Raw genomic sequence first — 22,808 nt, 5'->3', positions numbered from 1 at the left:
CGACTAGCCTCAGTACAGGTCCTAAACAAGAGGAGTTTGCTATGGCTTTTCATCCGCAACGTCACCGCCGCTGGGTACTGGCTTCTCGCCCGCACGGCGAGCCGACAGGGGATAATTTCCGGCTGGAAGAGAGCGATGCCCCGACGCCCGGTCCCGGGCAAGTGCTTCTGCGCACGGTTTATCTCTCGTTAGACCCCTACATGCGCGGGCGCATGAGCGATGCACCGTCCTACTCGCCGCCGGTTGCCATCGGCGCCGTGATGGTCGGTGGAACGGTGAGTCGCGTTGAAGCGTCTCACCACGCTGACTTTAAACCGGGAGAGTGGGTGCTGAGCTACGGCGGCTGGCAGGATTTTGAACTCTCCGATGGCAACGGGCTGGTGAAGCTGGGCGAACATCCGCAACACCCGTCGTGGGCGCTCGGCATCCTCGGGATGCCCGGTTTTACGGCCTATATGGGGCTGCTGGATATCGGTCAGCCGAAGGCGGGAGAAACGCTGGTGGTGGCCGCGGCCACCGGGCCGGTGGGCGGTACGGTCGGCCAGATCGCGAAGCTGAAGGGATGTCGGACGGTGGGGATTGCCGGCGGCAGCGAGAAATGCCGTTATGCCGTCGAGACGCTGGGCTTTGACGTCTGCCTCGATCACCGCGCGCCTGATTTTGCCGAACAGCTGGCGCAGGCTTGCCCGCAGGGCATTGACGTTTACTATGAAAACGTCGGCGGCAAGGTGTTTGATGCCGTGCTGCCGCTGCTCAATACCTCGGCGCGGGTACCGGTGTGCGGCCTGGTGAGCGGCTATAATGCGACCGAACTGCCGGAAGGGCCGGATCGTCTGCCGCTATTGATGGCGACGCTGCTGAAAAAACGGATCCGGATGCAGGGCTTTATTATCGGCCAGGACTACGGGCATCGTATTGCCGAATTCCAGCAGGAGATGGGGCGCTGGGTGCAGGCAGGAAAAATCAAATACCGCGAGCAGCTCGTTGAGGGCCTCGAAAATGCACCACAGACGCTGATTGGCCTGCTGAAGGGAGAGAACTTCGGCAAAGTGGTCATCCGCGTTTCGCCTGACGAATAGTCAATATTTCCCCGGCGGCTCAGCGCCACCGGGACTTCTCCGATGATACATCTGTCTTAGTCAGGAAAAGCACAGCGCGTGCTTTTCCTGACGGCAGAGCCCACTGGCTCTGCCGTCAGCCATAAAACGCCAGCCGCTCAGCTAACAGGTCGACAAACCCCTCCCGGTCGACATCCAGCAAGACCGTGGTATTTGGCTGATTGCCGGTGAGGAAGTAATAATCGACTACCGTCATCCCCTGGGTGTATTTCCCCTGGGTTTCCACGCCGACCCAGCGCTCAACGCTGGTAAACAGCTCCGGCTTCAGCAGCCAGGCGATGGTGCAGGGGTCGTGCAGCGGGGCGCCGGTGAAGCCCCATTTAGCATCCTTGTGATACTCCATAAAGAAGTCGAGCAGTTCGGCAACAATGGTGGCTACCGGGTTGCCGAGCTGGCGGAAACGTTCGATATCCAGGCCATGAATCTGCGCCCGATGCGTGACGTCCAGCCCGGCCATCACCACCGGAATACCCGACTGGAAGACGATCTCCGCCGCTTCCGGGTCGACGTAGATATTAAACTCGGCGGCGGGCTGCCAGTTGCCGAGTACCATCGCGCCGCCCATCATCACGATACGCGCGATCTTGTCATGCAGTTCCGGGTGGCTGTTGAGCAGCAGGGCGACGTTGGTTTGCGGGCCGGTGGCGACAATCGTCACCGGCTGCGGGCTTTCGCGCAGCGTTTTCGCCATCAGCTCCACGGCGGTAACGCTCTGCGGGGCAAAATCAGGCTCCGGCAGCGCCGGGCCGTCGAGCCCGCTTTCGCCGTGAACGTTATCAGCGATGATCAGCTCCCGCATCAGCGGCTTACGCGCGCCGCCGGCCACCGGAATATCCTGGCGTTGCAGCAGCGTCAGCATGCGCAGCACGTTACGCAGGGTTTTCTCCGGCGTCTGGTTACCGGCGGAGGAGGTGATGGCTTTGACGTCAAGTTCGGGTGAGGCGAGGGCGAGAACGATAGCGATGGCGTCATCATGACCCGGGTCGCAATCAAGGATGATTGGCAGTGCCATAGCGGCTCCTTTTTATGGGCGTTATTTGTGATAAGGGTAACGCTCTGGGGCACAACAGACGAGAAAGGATAAATCAAAGCGTGAAGTATGCCGCATTATGATGGTGGAGGGGATGATTCCCCGCTGGCGCTGTGCTTCGCGGGGCGACGAGGTTATGCGGGCCGTTTCCCCGGTGGCGCGGTACCTACCGGGGAGTCAGGTTTATACGGTCTGATGCCGGGGGTTACTCAAAACGCCAGGCGAGGTTCAGCCCGACGCCGTAGTTACGTCCCGGCGCCGGCTCGTAGTAGCGGCCATTGGACTCGTTGACAATCACCGAGCCGACGTAGCGGCGATCGAAGAGGTTATCGACGCGGCCAAACAGATCCATGTCCATCTTGCCATAGCTCCACTTGTAGCCGGTGGTCAGGCCGACCACCGTCCAGGACGGCGCTTTGGCGGTGTTCTCATCGTTAGCCATAATATCGCTCATATAGCGGATATCGCTGCCGGCGTACCAGCCGCGATCCGGCTGATAGCCGAACGATGCGTAGCCCATATTACGGGCGATCCCCGGAATACGGTTGCCATTGCAGCTGGCGTCGTCGCAGACGTTGGTCCGGTAGGTGGCATCCAGCCAGGTCCACGCGGCTTTCAGACGCCAGCTTTCGCCAAACTGTTGATCCAGTCCCAGCTCCATCCCCTGACGGCGGGTTTTACCGGCATTTTTGTAGCTGGTGCGCCCGCCGCTGCTGGCATCCACCACAATCTCGTTATCGGTATTGGTCTGGAACAGGGCGGCGGTAAACAGGCCATTGCCGACCCGGGTCTTACTGCCGATCTCGACCGTTTCATTGGTCGACGGCTGCAGGCCGAAATTGAGGCCGCTCTGGTCGCCTGAACGATAGGAGAGCTCGTTAATGGTCGGCGTTTCAAAACCGCGACCGGCGGAGAGATAGACGTTCCATGCTTCGGTGACCGCGTACTTCAACGATCCGGCCGGCAGCCATTTATGGTAGCTGGCGTCGCCGCTGTCATCGCCGTTGCCTGGCGTAATGTAATAGTCGTTGGAGTCGAACCACACCGAGCTGTAGCGCACCCCGGCATCAAGGGAGAGTTTGTCCGTCAGCTGCCACTGGGTCTGCAGATAGGGGTCGATGTTCCACATCAGGTTGCGTTCGTTACGGCGCAGGTTCCCCTCTTCGCCGTACTGCGGCGCGCCGTTGACCATCACGAAGTTTTCAAAGCCTTTGCGGCGCTCGCTCATGTTTTCATAGTCGAGGCCGGTGGTGAAGGTGACCGGCACCAGCAGCTCGCCGCGGTGGGTCCAGCGGGTATCGATCCCCTGATAGTGGCGGGTCAGGTCAATCACGCCGCCGGCATGGCCAGGATTGAGCTGCGGCGCGCGGGGGATTGACTGATATTGCGTGGTTTCACGCTCGCCGGCGTACATCATCACGCTCAGGTCGTCCTGCTCGCTCAGCTGACGCTCATAGCGTAATCCCGCCTGGGTCTGCTTCGTCGATTTGCGGGTATTGTACTGATCGCCGCGCGGTGACTGGCGCGGGTTATTCTGCCATTCATCGTAGGTCAGGCCGCCGGCGTCATTGGCTTTGATATCCACGCTGTTAAACAGCAGGGTTAGCTTACTGACGTCATTGATGCGCACGCCGAGTTTGGCGTTGGCAAGATTTTTACGCGCGCCGCTGTGATCGCGATAGCCGTGGGTGGTAAAGCGGTTGGTCGACACGGTGTAATCGACGTCACCGGCGTGGGTGCCGTCGCCGACGGCGCCGGTGGCCTTCAGACCGTAGTGCCAGGTGCCGAAGCTACCGTAATAACTACTGGCCTCGATGGTCGGCGGCTGGCTGCCGGTCTGGCTGGTCACGTTAATCACGCCGCCTGAGGAGTTGCCGTACAGCGCGGAGAACGGCCCGCGCAGGACATCGATGCTCTCGACGCTGCCGATATCAATATTCGAGGTTTGTCCCTGGCCATCGGGCATGGTGGCCGGAATGCCGTCAACGTAAATGCGCAGCCCGCGCACGCCGTAGGTGGAACGGGAACCAAAGCCGCGAATCGATAGCTGCAGATCCTGAGCATAGTTCTGTCGGTTCTGAACCTGCAGCCCCGGTACGGCGCCCAGCGATTCAGAGAGATTGACTCGTGGCGCCGCCTGGCGCATCTCATCCCCGTTAACGACGCTGACCGCCGCGGGGGTATCGAGTTCGGAGACCGCGGTCGGAGCGGCGGTCACAACCATTGTTTGTTCATCGCTGGCGCTGGTCTGGGCCACTGCGATCAGCGGGAAAAGGAGGGCAGGTAGCGCAGCCGTGCGCACGGAATGGATTTTCATAAAGCTACTCGTAAAACGAACCAAACGGAACATATGTCCATATGTTAACCCTTTTGTAATTTTTTGAAAATTATTAACGTTATTTTCGTTAAATAATGGCACCGAATGATTATTTTCGCCGTCGGTTTTAATAAATAACGCTCCACTTCATGCCAAATAATGATTACTATTCGCATTTGAAAATGAACGCAAAGCCAGGACTTTGCGTCAGGGAAGCAATGTCGAGCAGGCACATAGTGTTTTATTCAAGGGAGTCGTCATGTCATTACGTCATCTGTCCGCGCCGCGTCTGCGTCGTTCACTGTTATTAACCTCTTTACTGCTGGCAGGGAGCTTCAGCGCTCACGCGGCAGAAGAAATGTTGCGCAAGGCGGTCGGTAAGGGCGCATACGAAATGGCTTACAGCCAGCAGGAAAATGCGCTGTGGGTCGCAACTTCTCAAAGCCGTTCACTGGACAAAGGCGGGATTGTTTATCGTCTCGACCCGACCACGCTGGAGGTGACGCAGGTTATTCATAACGATCTGAAACCGTTCGGTGCGACGATCAATAACGCTACGCAAACGCTGTGGTTTGGTAACACCACTGACAGCACCGTCACTGCCATTGACGCGAAAACCGGCGCGGTGAAAGGCCGTCTGGTGCTCGACAATCGTCAGCGCAGTGAAACCGTACGTCCGCTGGCGCCGCGTGAGCTGGCGGTCAATGAAAAAACCAACACGGTCTATATCACCGGGCTGGGTAAAGAGAGCGTGATCTGGGTTGTGGATGGTGAAAAGCTGACGCTGAAAGACACGATCACCAATACCGGCGCCATGGCGACCGGCCTGGCGGTGGATGCTGACGCGAAGCGAATCTACACGACCAACGCCGATGGCGAACTGCTGACCATCGACAGCGAGAGCAACAAAATTCTGAGCCGTAAAAAGCTGCAGGATGACGGTAAAGAGCACTTCTATCTGAACCTGAGCCTCGATACCGCCGGTCACCGCGCCTTCATCACCGACAGCAAACAGCCGGAAGTGCTGGTTGTTGACCTGCGTGACGGGAAAGTGCTGGAGAAAATCGCCGCGCCGGAATCCCTGGCGGTGCTGTTCAACCCGACGCGCAATGAAGCCTACGTGACGCATCGTAAAGCCGGTGAAGTCAGCGTGATTGATGGTAAAACTTACAAAGTGGTTAAAACCTTCAAAACGCCAACCTTCCCGAACAGCCTGGCGCTCTCCGCCGACGGTAAAACGCTGTACGTCAGCGTGAAGCAGGAATCCACCCGTCAGAAAGAAGCGACCCAGCCGGATGACGTTATCCGTATCGCGCTGTAAGTCATGATTGAGGAGGGGGAAACCCCTCCCGCCCGCCGGAATCACCCTCTGTTACAAACACTTATTGGCCCGATAGCCGTTATGGTTTTACAATCATCGTTTTGCCGCCTGCTGCCTGGCGGAATTAATCATTCTGGAGGATGTATGAATAAGCCATTTATGGTTCTGTGCGCTGGCGCGATGCTGGCACTGCTTGCGGGTTGTACTTCAAACTATGTCATGACGACGAAAAGCGGGCAGACCATTGTGACTCAGGGTAAGCCGCGTCTGGATAAAGACACCGGTATGACCAGCTATGTGGATGAATCCGGCAACCGTCGCCAGATTAACAGCAGCGATGTGTCGCAGCTGGTGGAAGATAACTAAGCAGCAAGCGGCGGTTTGCCCGGTGACGGACAAACCGCGATAACGTTATTTTTGCGTAGGTTGTGCGCCAGGCGCCGTGCTGTGCACCGCGTGAACGCGTTTACGTACGCCGAACCAGCCGGCCACCAGCAGTACCGCAATCAGCGGAATTGAACCGATGGTATAGGTACCGTTCGGGTAATCGAAGGCCATCAGCACCAGCACGCTGAGCAGGAACAACAGGGTCAGCCAGGAGGTGAACGGCGCACCCGGCATCTTGAAGCTGACATCCGCTGCTTTCCCTTCCTTGATGGCTTTACGCAGGCGCATCTGGCAGACCACGATAAAGCCCCACGACGCGATAATCCCCAGCGAAGCCACGTTTAAGACGATTTCGAAGACCTGCGACGGCACCAGATAGTTCAGGAACACCCCGACGACATACACCGCCAGCGTGGCCAGAATCCCGGCATAGGGCACCTGATGACGGCTCATCTTCGACATAAACTTCGGCGCGGAGCCGCCCATCGACATCGAACGCAGAATACGTCCGGTGCAGTACAGGCCAGAGTTGAGGCTGGAGAGCGCGGCGGTGAGCACCACGATATTCATCACGCTACCGATGTACGGCACGCCCAGCTTCGAGAAGAAGGTCACAAACGGGCTTTGCCCGGCCTGATAGGCATTCCACGGCAGCAGCAGCACCAGCAGCAGCACCGAGCCGACGTAGAACAGGCCGATACGCCAGATCACGCTGTTGATCGCGCGCGGCACCATCGTCTGCGGCTCTTTGCACTCACCGGCGGCGGTCCCGACCAGTTCGATGGAGGCAAAGGCGAACACCACCCCCTGAACCAGCACCAGCGCAGGCATCAGCCCGTGCGGGAACAGACCGCCGTTATCGGTAATCAGATGGAAGCCGGTGGCATTCCCGTCCAGCGGTTTACCGCTGCCGAGGAAAATGGTCCCTACCACCAGGAAGGCGACAATCGCCAGCACTTTGATCAGGGCGAACCAGAACTCCATTTCGGCGAACCACTTCACGCCTATCATGTTCATGGTACCGACGATCGCCAGCGCCCCGAGCGCGAAGACCCACTGCGGGACGTCGCCAAAGGCGCCCCAGTAGTGCATATACAGCGCCACGGCGGTGATATCGACTATCCCGGTCATCGCCCAGTTAACGAAGTACATCCAGCCGGCGACGTAGGCCGCTTTTTCACCCAAAAACTCGCGGGCGTAGGAGACGAAACTGCCGCTGGAAGGACGATGCAGCACCAGTTCGCCGAGGGCGCGTAAGATAAAGAACGAGAACAGGCCGCAGACCAGATAAACCAGCGCCAGCGCGGGGCCAGCCATCTGTAAACGCGCGCCTGCGCCGAGGAACAGACCGGTACCGATGGCGCCGCCGATGGCAATCATCTGCACCTGACGGTTGCCCATCGCTTTGTGATAGCCCGATTCCTGAGAGTTGAGCCAGTGACGTCTGGCGGCATGGTGTTCCGCCGTCGAGTGTTGCTTAGTATTCATTGATGTACCCATTTTCCTGTCAATGTCCATGAGTGGTTCATCGCACCGCTGAGTAGCAGCACGTTATGCTGGCTTTCCCATCATTCTGACGTAGGAGATAAGCAGAGCATGGCGCAGCATCCTACACGTATCGAGATAGTCACGCACGTAAAACATTTCTCGACCGCACTTGCTTAAATATCAATGAGTTCAACGACGGAGGGCGTCCACCAGCAGGCTGAAGGCCGTCGTATGCTGGCGGCGGCTGGGGTAATAGAGGTGATAGCCGGGGAAGGAGGGAGTCCAGGCTTCGAGGACCCGAATGAGTCGTCCTTCCGCCAGCGCCTGTTGCACGCTATCTTCCGGGACATAGGCCAGACCCAGCCCGGACTCCGCGGCATCAATCCGCTGCGGCAGGCTGTTTAAGGTAATTTGTCCTTCAACCCGTACGCGGACTTCGCGATTGTCCTGCGCAAACTCCCAGGCATAGATACCGCCGAGGGTCGGCAGGCGCAGATTAATACAGCGATGTTGTGCGAGATCGTAGGGCGTTTGCGGGATACCGTAGCGCTGAAAATAGGTCGCAGAGCCGATCACCGCCATGCGCATATCGGGGCCGATGCGCACGGCAATCATATCTCTGGCAACCTGTTCACCCAGACGAATGCCGGCATCATAGCGGCCATCGACAATATCGGTCAGGCCGTTGTCCACGGTGACTTCGATATTGATCTCCGGGTATTGCAACATGAAGTTTTTCAGCGCCGGCCAGAGCACGGCGCCGGTGGCATGCTCGCTGGCGGTCAGGCGAATGTTACCCGCCGGACGGTCGCGGGTATCGCGCAGAGCGTGAAGCTCCTGTTCTATCTCTTGCAGGTGCGGACTCAGGCGCTGGAACAGCTTTTCGCCCGCTTCGGTAGGCGCCACGCTGCGGGTGGTGCGGGTCAGCAGCCGCACGTCGAGCCGGGCCTCGAGGTTACGCATCGCGTGGCTGAGGGCGGACTGAGAGACGCCAAGCTGAGCGGCCGCGCGGGTGAAACTGCGCTCGCGGGCGACCACCATAAATGATAGCAGGTCGTTAACGTTATCTTTTAACATCACTTTTCCTGATTAATGAATTTTGCTCATGGTTCTTTTCTGATTTTGCAGTCTAATCCTCGTTGCCAGATTGCGCTACTTTGAACAGACACGTCATGTTGAGAGGAACAGAAATGAACATTATTCGTAGCGGCTCACAGCCTTCGAGAAAAGGTCCGGACAGCTGGTTTACCGGCGATGTTCGTATTGATGCGCCGTTCCAGGCCAGCGAGCCGGCAAAAGTGGGCGGTGCGACGGTCACCTTTGAGCCCGGCGCGCGTACCGCCTGGCACACCCATCCGCTGGGTCAGACGCTGATCGTCACCCAGGGTCGCGGCTGGCTACAGGAGTGGGGCAAGGAGGCGCAGGCGCTGAATCAGGGCGATATTGCCTGGATTCCACCGGGGGTTAAGCACTGGCACGGCGCCAGCAGCGATACTGCAATGGTGCATATTGCGATTGCCGAAGCCGAAAACGGCAGCCCGGTCACCTGGCTGGAAAAAGTGACCGACGAGCAATATCCGGCAAACTAATCGTCGCCGCTTGCCGGCAGGCGGGATACCCCGACGCCCGCCTTTGCGGCCAGCCGGTAGCGCCGTCGCGCTTTTTCGGGCTATGATTCTCAGCGGCGCAACGGCTGAGAGACAGCGATGAATATCAACGTAGTGGGTACCAGCGGCGTCGGCAAATCGACGCTGGCGCGAAGGCTCGCGCAGATCCTGTCCGTTCCCTACATCGAGATGGACAGGCTTTACTGGCGCGCGGAGTGGCAGGGCGAGCCGGATGAGGTATTCTTCGCCAGGGTGGCTGCGGCCACCGAGGCCTCCGGCTGGGTGCTGGACGGCAATTATAACCGCAGCCGCCCGGTTAAGTGGCGCAATGTCGATCTGGTGGTGTGGGTGGATTATGGGTTCGCCCGAACTCTGCGCCAGGCCGTCTGGCGGGCCATCTCCCGGGCAAGCCGCGGTCAGGAGCTGTGGCCGGGAACCGGCAACCGTGAAAGCTTCCGTCGCGCCTTCCTCAGCCGCGACTCCATTATCTGGTGGACCCTCAAAACCTGGAAGAAAAATCGCCAGCGTTATCAGTCTGATATGGCCGACCCGGCGTATCGACATATTCGCTTCGTACGCCTGGGTCACCCGCGGCAGACCGAGGATTTTATCCGCCAGCTACAGCGGCAGGTGGCGCCGGGTTGAGGGCGTATATCTATTTTCCGGCAGAGTACATGTAAATAAATTGTTTCTCAGTGGCCGCGGCAGATTCTAATAATGCAGGCATGTTAATTAATACGAGCCTGCGAAATGTCTTATCGAATCAGTATCCTGGATAAAAGTCCGCTGGCGGCGGGAGAAACGGCCGCTCAGGCGCTGACGCGTACATTAACGTTGGCGCAACAGGCGGAGGCCTGGGGCTATCACCGCTTCTGGATTGCCGAGCACCATAATACCGATCAATTAGCCAGCCCGTCGCCGGAAGTGGTGATCGCCTGGATCCTCGGCCAGACCCGGCAGATTCGCGTCGGTTCCGGCGGCGTCATGCTACAGCACTACAGCCCGTATAAAGTGGCGGAAAACTTCAACCTGCTGGCCTCGATAGCGCCTGGCCGCGTCGATCTGGGCGTCGGTAAAGCCCCGGGCGGCCTGCCGCTGTCCACCCGCGCTCTGCAACAGGGATTGCATCCTGATGAAGGGGGAACCTTTGCCGACCGCCTCGCGCAGCTGGATAACTGGCTGTCGCTCACCGATGCCGCAGGGGAAGAGAACCTGCGCGCCACGCCAATCCCCCCGCGCCGCGCCGACGGGTTCCTGCTCGGCGCCAGCCTCGAAAGCGCCCAGTTGGCCGCTCAGCTGGACTGGAACTTTGTCTTTGCCGCCCATCTTAATGGCGATAAAACCCTGCTGCGTGATGTCCTGACCCGCTGGCGCGCCCTCAGCCGCCGGGACGCCATCGTCGCAGTGCAGGTCATCGTGGCGGAGGATAGCGCCACGGCGATTGAGCTGGCGAAACAGGTTGAAATCTGGGGCGTCGAACTGGAAAACGGCCAGCGGGTAACGGTAGGTAGCGAAGCCCAGGCGGCCACCTTTGCCCGTCAGGCCGGAAGTCCGCCGGTTCGCATCGCCCGCCGCGACGCCTCGCTGTTGGCAGGAACCGCAGACGAGGTTAAAGCGCAGCTCGACGCCCTGCATAGCGCCTGGAATATTGACGAATTCATTATCGACACGCCGCTCAGCGAAGGGCAGACGCGTCTCGACTCATTGCGCCTGCTGGCCCAGGCCCATCTTGGTGCGGAGGCGCTGTCATGAGCTTTGAACAACAGCTGATTACCTGGCGGCGCGAGCTGCATCAGTACCCGGAACTCTCCTTGCAGGAGGTGGCGACCACCGCGCGCATCCGTGACTGGCTTGAGAGCGGCGGCCTGCGGGTGCTGCCCTATGAGCTGAAAACCGGCCTGGTGGTCGAAGTGGGCAGCGGCGATAAGATTATCGCCCTGCGTGCCGATATCGACGCGCTGCCGATTGCGGAGGCCACCGGTTTGCCGTATCGCTCGCAAAACGAGGGGGTGATGCACGCCTGCGGCCATGATATTCACACCAGCGTGATGCTGGGGGCGGCGCTGCTGCTGAAAGAACGCGAAGCGACACTCCCGGGGCGGGTACGGATTCTGTTCCAGCCGGCGGAAGAGAACTTTGGCGGGGCGAAAACCCTGATTCGCGCCGGGGCGCTGGAGGGGGTCGCGGCGATCTTCGGTATGCATAATGAACCCGGTCTGCCGCTGGGCGAGTTTGCTACCCGCGGCGGGGCGTTTTACGCCAACGTCGATCGCTTCGTCTTTAAAGTTACCGGCAAAGGGGCGCATGCCGCCCGGCCGCACGAAGGCAAAGATGCGATTTTACTGGCCAGCCAGCTGGTCACCGTCCTGCAGAGCGTGGCCAGCCGCGAGGTCAATACCCTCGATTCGGTGGTCCTGAGCGTGACGCGGATCCAGGGCGGCAATACCTGGAACGTGCTGCCGGAAAGCGTGGAGCTCGAAGGAACCCTGCGTACCCACAGCAGCGAGGTGCAGCAGCGGGTCAAGGCGCGGGTCAGCGACATTGCCGCTGGTTTCGCCAGCGCCTTTGGCGCGCAAATCGACGTCTTCTGGTACGCCGGTCCTACGGCGTTGGTCAATGACCCACGCTGGGCGGCATTTGCCAGCGAGGTTGCCGCGCAGTCCGGCTACCGCACCCGTCATGCGGATCTGCATATGGGCGGCGAAGATTTCGCCGTCTACCTGCAGCATATTCCCGGCGCGTTTGTCAGCATCGGCAGCGCCAGCGAATTCGGTCTTCACCACCCGGCCTACAACCCGGATGACAACTTAATTGCCCCGGCGGCCCGCTATTTTGCGGCGCTGGCGGAGCAGGCTTTACGCCAGATCTGACGCCTGAGCGTTCGGGCTTCTGTTTTCATTTTCGGCAAGGAAAGGGGTTGCTATGTCTGAAAAACGACAATTGCGTCTGGGCACAATATTACACGGCGCATCGGGAAATATGTCCGCCTGGCGTCATCCGGCCGCGCAGGCGGATGCCAGTATTAATTTTGAGTTCGTCAAGCAGACGGCCTTAAAAGCCGAAGAGGGCAAGCTGGACTTTTTATTTGTTGCCGATGGTTTATATATTAACGAGAAATCGATCCCGCATTTTTTAAACCGCTTTGAACCGCTGACCGTGCTCTCGACGCTGGCGGCGGTCACCCGCAATCTCGGGCTGGTGGGCACCTTATCCACCTCCTACAGCGAGCCTTTTACCACCGCGAGACAGTTTGCCAGCCTTGACCATCTGAGCCAGGGACGCGCGGGCTGGAACGTGGTGACCTCGCCGCTGGAAGGATCGGCGAAGAACTTTTCCCGCGCCCAACATCCTGACCACGCGCTGCGCTACCGGATTGCCGATGAATATTTGCAGGTGGTGAAAGGATTATGGGATTCCTGGGAAGAGGACGCCTTCGTGCGTAATAAAGCGAGTGGCCAATTCTTCGATAAAAATAAACTGCACACTCTCGACCATCGCGGTGATTTTTTCCAGGTTGCCGGCCCGCTCAATATTTCCCGCACGCCGCAGGGGCGGCCGATTATTTTTCAGGCCGGGGCCTCCGATGACGGCAAAAAGCTGGCGGCGCGTCATGCCGATGCCATTTTTACCCATCAGGCGTCGCTGGCAGAAGCGCAGGCGTTTTATCGCGATGTGAAGAACCAACTGGCGGCCTATGGTCGTCAGGATAACCAATTACATATCTTCCAGGGCGTCAGCGTGATTGTCGGTGACGATGCCGACGATGTCGAACAGCAATACCAGACCACCGCCGCGCTGGTATCGATTGAGGACGCCCTCAACTACCTCGGACGCTATTTCGAACACCACGACTTTGCGCAGTATCCGCTGGATGAACCGTTCCCGGATATCGGCGATCTCGGCAAAAACAGCTTCCGCAGCACCACCGACGAAATTAAGCGCAACGCGCGCGAGCGCGGACTGACCCTGCGCCAGGTCGCGCTGGAAGCCGCCAGCCCGCGCCCGCTTTTCGCCGGGACGCCGCAGGAGGTCGCCGACGGTTTGCAGCACTGGTTTGAACAACGAGGGGCCGACGGTTTTATTATCCAGGGCGGCACGCCGGATACCTTCCCGCGCTTTGTCGATCGGGTGGTGCCGATTTTGCAGCAGCGCGGGCTGTTCCGTCGGGAGTATCCGGGAACGACGCTGCGCGAAAGCCTGGGGCTGACGCCGCCGGTTAATCAATTCCAACAACAATAACAACAGAGAACGCTCGCTATGCAGAAAAAGTCACTTTTACTGGCCCTTGCGCTGGGTTTCAGCGCGCCATTATGGGCCCAGGACGTCAACATTAACGGTACCGGCGTCAGCGTGGAGGCCAATAAAGCCCCGGTGCACACGGCGAAAAATCCGCAGGCCATTGCCCTGTTGCCAGCTAACTATCACTTCGCGGTACCGGGGAAATTCACCGTGGCGGTGGCGGCGCTGAATTCGCCGCCGCTGACCGTATTTTCCGATGACAACAAGACCCTGCTTGGCAGCGAAGTTGATATCGCCCGCCTGGTCGCCGATAGCCTCGGGCTGGAGCTGAACGTGGTGCCGACGTCATGGGAGGACTGGCCGCTGGGCGTCTCCTCCGGCAAATATGATGCCGCGATCAGCAATATTACCGTCACCAAAGAGCGCAAAGAGAAGTTCGACTTTGTCACCTATCGTAAGGACTCGCTGGGCTTTTACGTCAAGAGTAGCAGCCCGCTGAGCAAAATTGAGCAGGCGGAAGACATTGCCGGGCTGCGCATTATCGTCGGCTCAGGCACCAACCAGGAAGCCATTCTGCTGGCGTGGAATGCGGAAAACCTGAAGAAGGGGCTGAAGCCGTTTACCCCGGTCTACACCAAAGATGATGCCGCCCAGACGCTGGCGATCCAGTCCGGGCGTGCCGACGCCTTCTTTGGCCCGAACGTGATCGGCGCCTGGAAGGCTGCGCTGACCGGGAAAACCAAACTGGTGGGCAGCGTGGATGGCGGCTGGCCGAAAGCGGCGCACATTGCCGTCACGCTGAAAAAAGGCAGCGGATTGGTTGAACCGGTGCAGACCGCGTTAAACGGCGCCATTCAGAACGGTGACTATGCCAAAGTGCTTACCCGCTGGGGCGAAGGCGTGGAGAGCATCCCGCAATCAGAAATTAACCCGGCCGGGCTGGGCGATTAACAGGAGGCAATATGAGTGCAGCATTCCGCGATATCTCACCCGAAGCGCCTGAACTCCAGCCGATTATCAACGGCCTGTTCGCCGAATACGCGTCGCGCTACGGCGACTATTTTTCCCGCGATGCGGAAGTCGAACTGACCGAATGGTATCTGGCGCCGCAGGGGCTGTTTATCGTGCTGGAGCGGGAGGGGGAAATTATCGCCACCGGCGCCTATAAGCCGAAGGACAGCCACACGGCGGAAATTAAACGTATCTGGACCCATCCGGCCCTGCGCCAGCAGGGACTGGCGGCGAAAGTGGTACAGGAGCTGGAGCGGCGGGCGGTTTTGGCAGGCTACAGCCATATCTACCTGACCACCGGCTTTCGCCAGCCGGAAGCGGTCAGGCTCTATCTGAGCCAGGGCTACGACGCGCAGTTTGACCTGGCTCGCAACCCGGAAGAGTACAGCCAGCCGCCATTTGACGGCCGGCTACGGTTCACCAAAGCGCTGGCGGTAAGCGCCCTAAGCCACAGCGCCTGAGGAGAGAACATGAACAGATCGGAAACGATTAAAGTGGTCCCGGCACGCTACCCGCTGCGCGCCGTCGGCGCAGTGGTGGCGCTGTTGGTGCTGGCGGCCGTCGTGCAGTCGGTGGCCTTTAACCCGCGCTGGGAGTGGGCGGTCTTCGCCCGCTGGTTCTTTGACCCGGTCATTCTTGAAGGGCTGGGACAAACGCTGCTGCTGACGCTGCTGGGTACGGTACTGAGCGTGATTTTTGGCGGCCTGCTGGCGCTGGCCAGACTCTCTTCCTCATGGCTGCTGAGCAGCCTGGCCTGGGGCTATATCTGGCTGTTTCGCTCGCTGCCGCTGATTGTGGTGTTGATAATCCTCTACAACTTCTCTTATCTCTATGACACGCTATCGCTCGGTATTCCGTTTACCGGGATCAGCTGGGGGAGTTATCAGACCATCAACGTGCTGGGGCAGTTTTCCACGGCGGTTGTGGGGCTGACGCTGGTGCAGAGCGCCTATACTGCGGAGATCATTCGCGGCGGCTTCCTCGGCGTTGACCACGGTCAGTATGAGGCGGCCGCGGCGCTGGGGCTGCCGGCGTGGCGGCGTACGCTGCGGATTATTCTGCCTCAGGCGCTGCGCACGATTTTGCCTTCTGGTTTTAATGAAATTATCAGCCTCGCCAAAGGGACGGCGATGGTTTATGTGCTGGCGATGCCCGAGCTGTTTTACACCATCCAGATGATTTACAACCGTACCCAGGAAGTGATTCCGCTGCTGATGGTGGGCGCCGTCTGGTATCTGGCGATCACCAGCGTCCTGTCGCTGATTCAATATCTGGTGGAACGCGCCCTCGCGCGCAGCGAACGCCGTTCGGCGGTCAACTCGCCGCGCCGCGCGCGCGCCGATGACTCCGCACGTCAGCCGCAGAAACCGCAGGAGGCCATTCATGCCCAACTCTCATAACGGTCATATCTCGATTACCGGCGTCAGTAAGTATTTCGGCCGCCATAAAGCGCTGGATGATGTCTCGCTGGAAATTCCGCCCGGCACGGTGACGGTGATCCTCGGGCCATCCGGTTCGGGGAAATCAACCCTGCTGCGCGCCATAAACCATCTTGAGCGAGTGGATGAAGGGTTTATTCAGATTGATGGCGACTACATTGGCTATCGGCGCCAGGGCGATAAGCTCTATGAGCTGAAGGAGAGAGAGATTCTGCGCCAGCGCGTTAACGTGGGCTACGTGTTTCAGAACTTCAACCTGTTCCCGCATCTGACGGTGCTGGAAAACCTGATTGAAGCACCGATCGCCCACAAGCAGGTCAGCCGTAAGGAAGCGGTCGAACGCGCCTATGAGCTGCTGGATGTGGTGGGGCTGCGCCACAAGGCCGATGCCTGGTCGCGCCATCTCTCCGGCGGCCAGCAGCAGCGGATTGCCATCGCCAGGGCGCTGGCCCTCAAGCCGCGAGTGCTGCTGTTCGATGAACCGACGTCGGCGCTGGACCCGGAGCTGGTGGGCGAAGTGCTCGATGTGATTAAGAAGCTGGCCCGCTCCGGTACCACGCTGGTGGTGGTGACGCATGAGATAGGGTTTGCCCGCGAAGTGGCCGATCAGGTGGTGTTTATGGTCGAGGGGAAAATTATTGAGCAGGGCAGCAGCGACGCGGTGCTTAATCATCCGCAGCATCAGCGTACGCGGCAATTTTTATCAAAGGTGCTGGCATGAGAAAAAGGATAGTTGCCCTGGCGCTGGGCACGCTCTCGGCGGGGGCGCAGGCGGAAATTGATCTCCGGGCGAACGAACAGCCGCTGCCGGTAACGGTGGACAACGCCGCGATCGCCAGGATCCCGGCCAGCTATCGCTTTGTTGAACCCGGTACGCTGACGGTGGCGATTTCAGCGCTTAATTCACCGCCGCTGGCGCTGCTGGCCAGCGACAACCGGACGCGCATCGGCAGCGACCCGGATATTGCCCGTCTACTGGCCGGCAGTTTAGGCCTCAAGCTGAAACTGGTGCCGACGGCCTGGGAAGACTGGCCGCTGGGGATCACCTCCGGGCGTTACGACGTGGCGCTGGTCAATATCGCGGTCACCGAACAGCGTAAGGAGAAATTCGATTTCGCCACCTATCGCGTCGATTCGCTGGCATTTTCGGTTAAATCCACCAGCGCCATTGAGAAAATCAGCGGCGCGGCGGATCTCTCCGGGCGGAAGGTTATCGTCGGATCCGGCACCAATCAGGAGCGTATTTTGCTCGGCTGGAACGGGGAGAATAAAGCGGCGGGGCGCCAGCTGGCCTTGCCGATCTATTTAACCGACGACGCCTCCGGCAATCTGTACATCCAGTCCGGGCGCGCCGATGTCTTCTTTGGCCCCCAGTCGGTGGCGGCCTACAAAGCGGCGCTGACCGGGACCACCAAAGTTGTCGGGCTGGGGCCGAAAAAAGCCTGGGTCGCCACCACCACCAAAAAGGGCAATGGCCTGGTGTTTGCGTTGCAGGCGGCGCTCGATGGCGCCATTGCGCGCGGCGAATACCAGCAGGTGCTGGCACGCTGGGGAGAGCAGGGCGAGGCGGTAGCACAGTCTCAGGTGAATCCCTCGGGGATCACCTACTAAAAAACCGCTGTTTCGCCGGAGTGTAGGGCGAAACAGCGGGGGCGAATCTTCGCCAGCGGTATTAAATCAGGCGGCGCGCGGTGTGAGCGTAATGCGATCCAGCGGGCCGACGATAAACAGATACGAGAGCAGACCTATTATTCCCATCGAACCGACATACAAAATGGCGTAATCAAATGAGTGGGTGTTGGCAATGATGACGCCAATCACCAGCGGGGTGATAATACTTGCCAGGTTGCCGCACATATTGAAGACGCCGCCAGCAATGCCGAGCATCTCTTTCGGCGATGTGTCGCTGAGGATACACCAGCCAAGGTTGCCAAAGCCTTTCGCGAAAAAGGCCAGACTCATGGCGGCAATCACCACCACTTCCGAACCGGTATAATTGGCGACAACAATGACGCAGGAAAGCAGCATTCCGCAGATCACCGGCAGCTTGCGGGCGGTAGTCAGGCTATAGCCCTGCCTGAGTAACCAGTCGGAGAAGACGCCGCCGAGCAGGCCGCCGATAAACCCGGCAATCGCCGGGATACTGGCGACGAAGCCAACCTTCAGAATCGACATGCCTTTGGCCTGATAAAGATAGGTGGGAAACCAGGTGAGGAAGAACCAGGTGATCGAGGTTACGCAAAACTGGCCAATATAGACCCCGATCATCATCCGGTTCACGCAGACGCTTTTGACCTGCGCGAGCGTAAGCTTCGACTGCGTTTTTCGGCTGCCCAGTTCCGGTTCACCGCCGCCGTCGCGAATATAATCAAGTTCCTGTTGATTAATTGCCGGATGGTGCAGAGGATCTTTGACTTTGATCAGCCAGAATATCCCCAGCACGACCCCAATGGCGCCAATATAATAAAAGACATAGTGCCAGCTGAGGTTATGCAAAATAATCGTCATCAATGGCGTAACAATACCCAATGAAATATATTGCGCGGCCTGATAAACCGAGGTGACGAAGCCACGTTCTTTATTCGGGAACCACTGGACGCTGAGGCGACTGTTGGCCGGGAACGCCGGTGCTTCAATCGCTCCCATCATCAAGCGCAGGATAATCAGCACGATAAGCGGGCTGGCATACAGATAGATGGTGCCCTGCAGCATGGTCACCAGCGACCAGCCAATTAGCGCGCAGCCGTAGACCAGTCGTGAACCGTATTTATCCAGCAGCCAGCCGCCGGGTATTTGCATCACCACATACGAGATGCCGAAAACCGAAAAAGCCAACCCCATGGCTTCCGGATCAAAACCTAACTCTTTACTCATCATCGGGGCAACGACGGATAACGTCGCGCGATCGGCATAATTAAATACGGTAGCCAAAAAAAGAAATAATAAAATACCATAGCGCACATTGCTGCGCTTTGCGGTGGTGGTCATGAGTCAACTCCTTTGCAGGGTTGTTGATGTAAATACTGTCTGTCAGGAGCACGAGATAAAGACCAGGCGCTCCCGCTTGTCGTTATCAGCAAATCCGGTGGTATCGTCACCTTTTCCGGCGATGTGATGACGTGACAGCCCGGATAAACCGATTGGTAGCGTCATCCGGGGCGCATTTATCAGGGGCGTTTGCCAAACTCGCAGCTCTGTTGGGTCCAGCGGCGGGCCTGCTCGCTCAGCGTAAAGCCCAGACCGTGGCGTTCAGATACCCACATCCGCCCGTCGCGCAATTCAAGCTGTTCATTAAACAGCGGATTTAACCATTCGAAGTGCTCCAGCCACGGCTCCAGAGGATAGGCGGCGGCCAGATGCAGATGCACCTCCATGGCAAAATGCGGCGCCAGTTTGCGACCATGCTTTGCGGCGAGGTCCATAATTTTGAGGAATGGAGAGATGCCGCCCACACGCGGCGCATCCGGCTGCACAAAGTCGCTGGCGTTACCGAGAATCAGCTGTTCATGCTCGCGAAAGCTGGTCAGCATCTCGCCGGTCGCGATGGGGGTATCCAGCGCAGCGGCAAGCTGGGCATGGCCTTCAACGTCGTAGGCATCGAGGGGCTCTTCAATCCAGACAAGATTAAACGATTCCATTTTCCGTCCCATGCGGATGGCCGTTTCGCGATCCCACTGCTGGTTGGCATCGACCATCAGCGGGAAATCGTCGCCCAACACCTCGCGCACTGCCGTCAGTCGGCGGATATCTTCAGCGGTATCAGGCTGACCGACCTTCAGTTTGATTCCGCCGATGCCGTTTTCCCGCGAAATAGCCACGTTCTTCAACACCTGATCCAGCGGTGTATGCAGGAAACCGCCCGAGGTGTTGTAGCACTGCACGGAATCCCGGTGCGAGCCGAGGAGTTTGGCCAGCGGCAGCGCGGCACGTTTGGCTTTCATATCCCACAGCGCGATATCGATAGGGGAGATGGCCTGCACCGCCATGCCGCTGCGGCCAACGGATGCGCCGGCCCACAGCAGTTTGGTATAGAGCTTATCGATATCGTTCGGGTCTTCGCCGAGCAGGTTATCGGCAATTTCTTTCGCGTGAGCGTAGATCCCCTGGCCGCCCGCGCGTTTCGAGTAGCTAAAACCGACGCCTTCGAAGCCATCGCGGGAGCGAATTTCGGCGATGATAATCGCCACTTCGGTCAGCGGCTTTTGCCGACCGGTCAGCACCTTGGCATCGCTGACCGGCGTGGCCAGCGGTAAAAAGGCCAGCGACAGTTTGACGTGCTTAATGCGATCGCCGGTTTCGGCAGCGGTTTTGACGCCGAGGGTTTTCGCGTAGGTTACGGACTCAGAGTTAGCGCTGAAGGTCATGATTAGTTCCTTAAAGTTAAAAATGTTTGCGCTAACATTTTTAATCCTGATTTTAAATCGCCGCTACGGCGATGGCGTTAATTTGTACAAATGATCACAATTAGCGGTTATTAATGGTAAAATTGTGTATTAGATATCACGATCCAATCAGATTTGTGAAAAAGCACAAACAAAAATGATAGCGATAACATTTTGTTTTTCAGGTAATTGATTCCATTGGGGATATGTCGAAGGAGACTGGCAATTGCGTGGGTCATCATCAATAATGCCCGCAGGAAAACGATTCAATACAGGGGCTTCGTCGTGAAAAGCAGAAAACCGTCGCGTGCACCAACGCTGGATGATGTCGCCCGCAGCGCCGGGTTGTCATCGATGACGGTCAGCCGCGCGCTAAATACCCCGCAGCTGGTGCGGCCGAAAACGGTGGAGAAAGTCATGCAGGCGGTACAGGCTACCGGCTATATCCCCAATGCGCTGGCGGGCGGTCTGGCATCGCGGCGCAGCAAACTGGTGGCCGTCGTCGTACCGCAGATTAACAACAATATGTTCGTCGATACGATTCAGGCTCTCAGCGATACCCTCGCCGCGCGCGGCTATCACATGCTGCTCTGTGTGGCAGGCTATAGCCGTCAGACCGAAGCTGAGCTGGTCGCAACCTTGCTTTCACGGCGCCCGGATGGTGTGGTCCTGACCGGGATTCAGCATACTCCGGCGCTGAAAAAAACGATCCTTAACGCCGCCACGCCGGTAGTAGAAATCTGGGATCTGACCCCTACGCCGCTGGATATGCTGGTGGGCTTTTCTCACGAGAAGGTGGGTGAAACTATTGGTGAATTTCTGTGGCAAAAAGGCTACCGCCGCCCGGGATTACTGTGGGCAGGAGATTCCCGCGCAGCGCTGCGTAAGCAGGGGTTGTGCGCTGTATTGAGCAAAAACGGTCTGCCGGCGGTGCCTCAGGTTGAAGTGCCGCTGCCGGCATCTCTGGCGTTGGGGCGCAGTGGACTGGCGCAGTTACTGGATTCCGGCGAGTTTGATGTCATCGTTTGTAGCTCCGATACGCTTGCGCAAGGGGCGATTATGGAAGCTGAAAGTCGCGGTCTGCGCGTTCCTGAGGATTTGGCGGTGATTGGTTTCGGCGATCTTGATTTCGCCGGCAGCAATCGTCCGGCGTTAACGACCGTCAGCGTCGATCGCCACGCCATCGGCGAACAGGCGGCGACGCTGCTGGCCGATAGGATAGAAGGCCATGGTGAAGGCGGTGTGATTATTGATATCGGCTTTCACCTGGTGGCGCGCGAATCGGCGTAGCGACAGCGCGCCGAAGGGAACAAGCGCAGCGCCCGGTACCGCCAGCATGTCAGTCCGATTTTGTGCCTAAACTTAAGCTTTATCGTGGAGGCCGATGATGATGACCGTCTATGGCGTACCCGGCTGGGGATCGGCGATTAGTGAGCTGATGCTGACCCTGGCCAACATTCCTTACCATTTCGTTAACGTGGCAGGCTTCGACCAGCCGGGCACGCAGCGCGACAGCCTGATGCAGATAAATCCGTTGTGTCAGGTGCCGACCCTGCGGCTGGACGATGGCAGCGTGATGACCGAATCCGCCGCGATTGCCCTGATGATCCTCGATAGCCGTCCGGATCTGGCACCGGCGCAGGGCACACCGCAGCGCCAGCAGTTTCAGCGTCTGTTGATCTGGCTGGTGGCCAATGTCTACCCTACGTTCACCTATGCCGATTATCCGCAGCGCTGGACCGCCGATGCGCCTGAACAGCTGCGGGAGAACTGCATCCGCTATCGCCAATCGCTGTATCTGTGGCTGGAACAGCAGCTGACGGCGGCGCCTTATGCGTTGGGGGCCGACATGTCGCTGCTCGACTGCTATATCGCGGCGATGTGCAGCTGGGGGCCGCGGCGGGCGTGGTTTATGACGCACACGCCAAAGTTTGTCGCCGTGGCGGACAAAGTGTACCAGCGGCCGGAGCTACAGCAGGTTCTGCGTGACAACGAGTTGATTTAAAGCACAAAAGGCGAACCGACTGACCACCGCTATGCTAGTTTATCGATCTGACAATAAGGAGCCTGCTATGCCACATGTTGATATTAAATGTTTTCCCCGCGAACTGACCGATGAACAAAAAAGCGCCCTGGCCGCCGACATTACCGAGGTGCTGATCCGCCATCTGAACAGTAAAGACGGGGCGGTGAGCGTCGCCCTCAATCAGGTAGCGCAAAGCGACTGGCAAAAAGTCTGGGATAGCGAAATCGCCCCGCAGATGGAGAGGCTGATTAAGAAGCCGGGTTACAGCATGTAGTCGCGAACCTTTTCCGGACAGATGCTGTCGCCCCTGTCCGGGAAAGCTGCCCTCAGGCCGCTGCCAGGCCCGTCGCCGTGGCGGTCTGTTGTCACGGAGTACGGTTTTAAAAGGGGCGGATGTTGTCGCCCGGGTGTTGCTGTGCAGGGTCCGGGCGACCTGTTTTTTG

The 22,808-nt window shown here is 58.7% G+C and carries 21 protein-coding genes and 1 pseudogene; 15 read left to right on the top strand and 7 right to left on the bottom strand.

The genetic code is table 11. From position 1 onward, the window contains the following. The first annotated feature begins 41 nt into the window (after positions 1 to 41). Positions 42 to 1,079: an NADP-dependent oxidoreductase gene (locus BV390_RS22345; protein WP_085397361.1), complete on the top strand. Its 1,038-nt coding sequence runs from the start codon at positions 42 to 44 to the stop codon at positions 1,077 to 1,079. 115 nt (positions 1,080 to 1,194) lie between these two features. Here the strand turns inward: BV390_RS22345 and rihA are convergent, their stop codons facing one another. Further along, entirely contained in the window at positions 1,195 to 2,130 is a 936-nt protein-coding gene (gene rihA, locus BV390_RS22340) for a pyrimidine-specific ribonucleoside hydrolase RihA (RefSeq protein ID WP_032687870.1), read from the bottom strand. Between the two features lie 223 nt (positions 2,131 to 2,353). Further along, the gene (gene pqqU / locus BV390_RS22335; protein WP_032688009.1) at positions 2,354 to 4,465 is read right to left on the bottom strand and encodes a TonB-dependent receptor PqqU; all 2,112 of its coding nucleotides are present in this window, start codon (positions 4,463 to 4,465) and stop codon (positions 2,354 to 2,356) included. Between the two features lie 259 nt (positions 4,466 to 4,724). On the opposite strand from pqqU, the gene yncE reads away from it, so the two are divergent. After that, complete coding sequence (gene yncE, locus BV390_RS22330) at positions 4,725 to 5,786, top strand: 7-bladed beta-propeller protein YncE (protein ID WP_032687869.1); 1,062 nt, start codon at positions 4,725 to 4,727, stop codon at positions 5,784 to 5,786. Positions 5,787 to 5,930: 144 nt separating this feature from the next. Continuing rightward, positions 5,931 to 6,152, top strand: a complete 222-nt coding sequence (locus tag BV390_RS22325; protein WP_032687868.1) for a YgdI/YgdR family lipoprotein — start codon at positions 5,931 to 5,933, stop codon at positions 6,150 to 6,152. Between the two features lie 45 nt (positions 6,153 to 6,197). Here the strand turns inward: BV390_RS22325 and ansP are convergent, their stop codons facing one another. Beyond that, complete coding sequence (gene ansP / locus BV390_RS22320; protein WP_032687867.1) at positions 6,198 to 7,661, bottom strand: L-asparagine permease; 1,464 nt, start codon at positions 7,659 to 7,661, stop codon at positions 6,198 to 6,200. 189 nt (positions 7,662 to 7,850) lie between these two features. Then, positions 7,851 to 8,738 carry a LysR family transcriptional regulator gene (locus BV390_RS22315; protein WP_032687866.1) on the bottom strand — a complete coding sequence of 296 codons (888 nt, stop codon included), beginning with the start codon at positions 8,736 to 8,738 and terminating at the stop codon, positions 7,851 to 7,853. A 113-nt stretch (positions 8,739 to 8,851) separates the two neighbouring features. Here BV390_RS22315 and BV390_RS22310 point away from each other — a divergent pair, with 113 nt between their 5' ends. The 9 genes and pseudogenes from BV390_RS22310 (at position 8,852) to BV390_RS22265 (ending at position 17,568) form a co-directional block, all read left to right on the top strand. Beyond that, positions 8,852 to 9,250 carry a (R)-mandelonitrile lyase gene (locus BV390_RS22310; RefSeq protein WP_032696274.1) on the top strand — a complete coding sequence of 133 codons (399 nt, stop codon included), beginning with the start codon at positions 8,852 to 8,854 and terminating at the stop codon, positions 9,248 to 9,250. 117 nt (positions 9,251 to 9,367) lie between these two features. Further along, positions 9,368 to 9,913, top strand: a complete 546-nt coding sequence (locus tag BV390_RS22305) for an AAA family ATPase (RefSeq protein ID WP_049267654.1) — start codon at positions 9,368 to 9,370, stop codon at positions 9,911 to 9,913. 105 nt (positions 9,914 to 10,018) lie between these two features. Then, a complete protein-coding gene (locus tag BV390_RS22300) occupies positions 10,019 to 11,020 on the top strand; it encodes an LLM class flavin-dependent oxidoreductase (RefSeq protein WP_085397360.1) in 1,002 nt (333 codons plus the stop codon). Continuing rightward, positions 11,017 to 12,138: a M20 peptidase aminoacylase family protein gene (locus BV390_RS22295; RefSeq protein ID WP_032699965.1), complete on the top strand. Its 1,122-nt coding sequence runs from the start codon at positions 11,017 to 11,019 to the stop codon at positions 12,136 to 12,138. Before BV390_RS22300 ends, BV390_RS22295 begins: the two co-directional genes overlap by 4 nt. Positions 12,139 to 12,190: 52 nt before the next feature. Continuing rightward, positions 12,191 to 14,458, top strand: a pseudogene (locus BV390_RS31190) (NtaA/DmoA family FMN-dependent monooxygenase). Positions 14,459 to 14,469: 11 nt separating this feature from the next. Beyond that, a complete protein-coding gene (locus tag BV390_RS22280) occupies positions 14,470 to 14,979 on the top strand; it encodes a GNAT family N-acetyltransferase (protein WP_032687859.1) in 510 nt (169 codons plus the stop codon). A gap of 9 nt (positions 14,980 to 14,988) precedes the next feature. Beyond that, positions 14,989 to 15,918 (top strand): amino acid ABC transporter permease, encoded by a 930-nt coding sequence (locus BV390_RS22275; protein WP_032699961.1) that lies wholly within the window; start codon positions 14,989 to 14,991, stop codon positions 15,916 to 15,918. Continuing rightward, positions 15,902 to 16,678, top strand: a complete 777-nt coding sequence (locus tag BV390_RS22270) for an amino acid ABC transporter ATP-binding protein (protein WP_032696269.1) — start codon at positions 15,902 to 15,904, stop codon at positions 16,676 to 16,678. The genes BV390_RS22275 and BV390_RS22270 overlap by 17 nt, the downstream gene beginning before the upstream one ends. Continuing rightward, the gene (locus tag BV390_RS22265) at positions 16,675 to 17,568 is read left to right on the top strand and encodes a transporter substrate-binding domain-containing protein (RefSeq protein WP_085397358.1); all 894 of its coding nucleotides are present in this window, start codon (positions 16,675 to 16,677) and stop codon (positions 17,566 to 17,568) included. The genes BV390_RS22270 and BV390_RS22265 overlap by 4 nt, the downstream gene beginning before the upstream one ends. 66 nt (positions 17,569 to 17,634) lie before the next feature. On the opposite strand, the gene BV390_RS22260 is transcribed toward BV390_RS22265, so the two are convergent. The 3 genes from BV390_RS22260 to BV390_RS22255 are packed head-to-tail and all read right to left on the bottom strand — an operon-like array spanning position 17,635 to position 20,321. Beyond that, positions 17,635 to 18,945, bottom strand: a complete 1,311-nt coding sequence (locus tag BV390_RS22260) for an MFS transporter (RefSeq protein WP_032699957.1) — start codon at positions 18,943 to 18,945, stop codon at positions 17,635 to 17,637. 42 nt (positions 18,946 to 18,987) lie between these two features. After that, a complete protein-coding gene (locus tag BV390_RS31820) occupies positions 18,988 to 19,110 on the bottom strand; it encodes a hypothetical protein (RefSeq protein ID WP_255380357.1) in 123 nt (40 codons plus the stop codon). A 14-nt stretch (positions 19,111 to 19,124) separates the two neighbouring features. Continuing rightward, positions 19,125 to 20,321, bottom strand: a complete 1,197-nt coding sequence (locus BV390_RS22255) for an L-talarate/galactarate dehydratase (protein ID WP_085397357.1) — start codon at positions 20,319 to 20,321, stop codon at positions 19,125 to 19,127. A 303-nt stretch (positions 20,322 to 20,624) separates the two neighbouring features. On the opposite strand from BV390_RS22255, the gene BV390_RS22250 reads away from it, so the two are divergent. The 3 genes from BV390_RS22250 (at position 20,625) to pptA (ending at position 22,639) form a co-directional block, all read left to right on the top strand. Further along, positions 20,625 to 21,629 carry a LacI family DNA-binding transcriptional regulator gene (locus BV390_RS22250; protein ID WP_032696265.1) on the top strand — a complete coding sequence of 335 codons (1,005 nt, stop codon included), beginning with the start codon at positions 20,625 to 20,627 and terminating at the stop codon, positions 21,627 to 21,629. 97 nt (positions 21,630 to 21,726) lie between these two features. Next, positions 21,727 to 22,344, top strand: coding sequence for a glutathione S-transferase family protein (locus tag BV390_RS22245; protein ID WP_085397356.1), 618 nt, complete (start codon positions 21,727 to 21,729; stop codon positions 22,342 to 22,344). A gap of 67 nt (positions 22,345 to 22,411) precedes the next feature. Then, the gene (gene pptA / locus BV390_RS22240) at positions 22,412 to 22,639 is read left to right on the top strand and encodes a tautomerase PptA (RefSeq protein ID WP_064794255.1); all 228 of its coding nucleotides are present in this window, start codon (positions 22,412 to 22,414) and stop codon (positions 22,637 to 22,639) included. The last annotated feature ends 169 nt before the right edge of the window (positions 22,640 to 22,808 follow it).

It is taken from the genome of Klebsiella sp. YJ, from assembly GCF_002108615.1.
GTDB classification, from domain to species: Bacteria; Pseudomonadota; Gammaproteobacteria; order Enterobacterales; family Enterobacteriaceae; genus Klebsiella; species Klebsiella planticola.
This window is presented reverse-complemented; position numbering and strand designations above follow the sequence as displayed.

What these genes read in the sequence shown, in the direction of transcription:
- BV390_RS22255 (WP_085397357.1), bottom strand. Translation starts at nt 20,321, where the DNA reads ATGACCTTCAGCGCTAACTCTGAGTCCGTAACCTACGCGAAAACCCTC.
- BV390_RS22295 (WP_032699965.1), top strand. Translation starts at nt 11,017, where the DNA reads ATGAGCTTTGAACAACAGCTGATTACCTGGCGGCGCGAGCTGCATCAG.
- BV390_RS22280 (WP_032687859.1), top strand. Translation starts at nt 14,470, where the DNA reads ATGAGTGCAGCATTCCGCGATATCTCACCCGAAGCGCCTGAACTCCAG.
- BV390_RS22265 (WP_085397358.1), top strand. Translation starts at nt 16,675, where the DNA reads ATGAGAAAAAGGATAGTTGCCCTGGCGCTGGGCACGCTCTCGGCGGGG.
- BV390_RS22245 (WP_085397356.1), top strand. Translation starts at nt 21,727, where the DNA reads ATGATGACCGTCTATGGCGTACCCGGCTGGGGATCGGCGATTAGTGAG.
- BV390_RS22275 (WP_032699961.1), top strand. Translation starts at nt 14,989, where the DNA reads ATGAACAGATCGGAAACGATTAAAGTGGTCCCGGCACGCTACCCGCTG.
- BV390_RS22325 (WP_032687868.1), top strand. Translation starts at nt 5,931, where the DNA reads ATGAATAAGCCATTTATGGTTCTGTGCGCTGGCGCGATGCTGGCACTG.
- BV390_RS22315 (WP_032687866.1), bottom strand. Translation starts at nt 8,738, where the DNA reads ATGTTAAAAGATAACGTTAACGACCTGCTATCATTTATGGTGGTCGCC.
- pqqU (WP_032688009.1), bottom strand. Translation starts at nt 4,465, where the DNA reads ATGAAAATCCATTCCGTGCGCACGGCTGCGCTACCTGCCCTCCTTTTC.
- BV390_RS22305 (WP_049267654.1), top strand. Translation starts at nt 9,368, where the DNA reads ATGAATATCAACGTAGTGGGTACCAGCGGCGTCGGCAAATCGACGCTG.
- BV390_RS22260 (WP_032699957.1), bottom strand. Translation starts at nt 18,945, where the DNA reads ATGACCACCACCGCAAAGCGCAGCAATGTGCGCTATGGTATTTTATTA.
- BV390_RS22270 (WP_032696269.1), top strand. Translation starts at nt 15,902, where the DNA reads ATGCCCAACTCTCATAACGGTCATATCTCGATTACCGGCGTCAGTAAG.
- yncE (WP_032687869.1), top strand. Translation starts at nt 4,725, where the DNA reads ATGTCATTACGTCATCTGTCCGCGCCGCGTCTGCGTCGTTCACTGTTA.
- BV390_RS22345 (WP_085397361.1), top strand. Translation starts at nt 42, where the DNA reads ATGGCTTTTCATCCGCAACGTCACCGCCGCTGGGTACTGGCTTCTCGC.
- BV390_RS31820 (WP_255380357.1), bottom strand. Translation starts at nt 19,110, where the DNA reads ATGACGCTACCAATCGGTTTATCCGGGCTGTCACGTCATCACATCGCC.
- BV390_RS22310 (WP_032696274.1), top strand. Translation starts at nt 8,852, where the DNA reads ATGAACATTATTCGTAGCGGCTCACAGCCTTCGAGAAAAGGTCCGGAC.
- rihA (WP_032687870.1), bottom strand. Translation starts at nt 2,130, where the DNA reads ATGGCACTGCCAATCATCCTTGATTGCGACCCGGGTCATGATGACGCC.
- BV390_RS22300 (WP_085397360.1), top strand. Translation starts at nt 10,019, where the DNA reads ATGTCTTATCGAATCAGTATCCTGGATAAAAGTCCGCTGGCGGCGGGA.
- pptA (WP_064794255.1), top strand. Translation starts at nt 22,412, where the DNA reads ATGCCACATGTTGATATTAAATGTTTTCCCCGCGAACTGACCGATGAA.
- ansP (WP_032687867.1), bottom strand. Translation starts at nt 7,661, where the DNA reads ATGAATACTAAGCAACACTCGACGGCGGAACACCATGCCGCCAGACGT.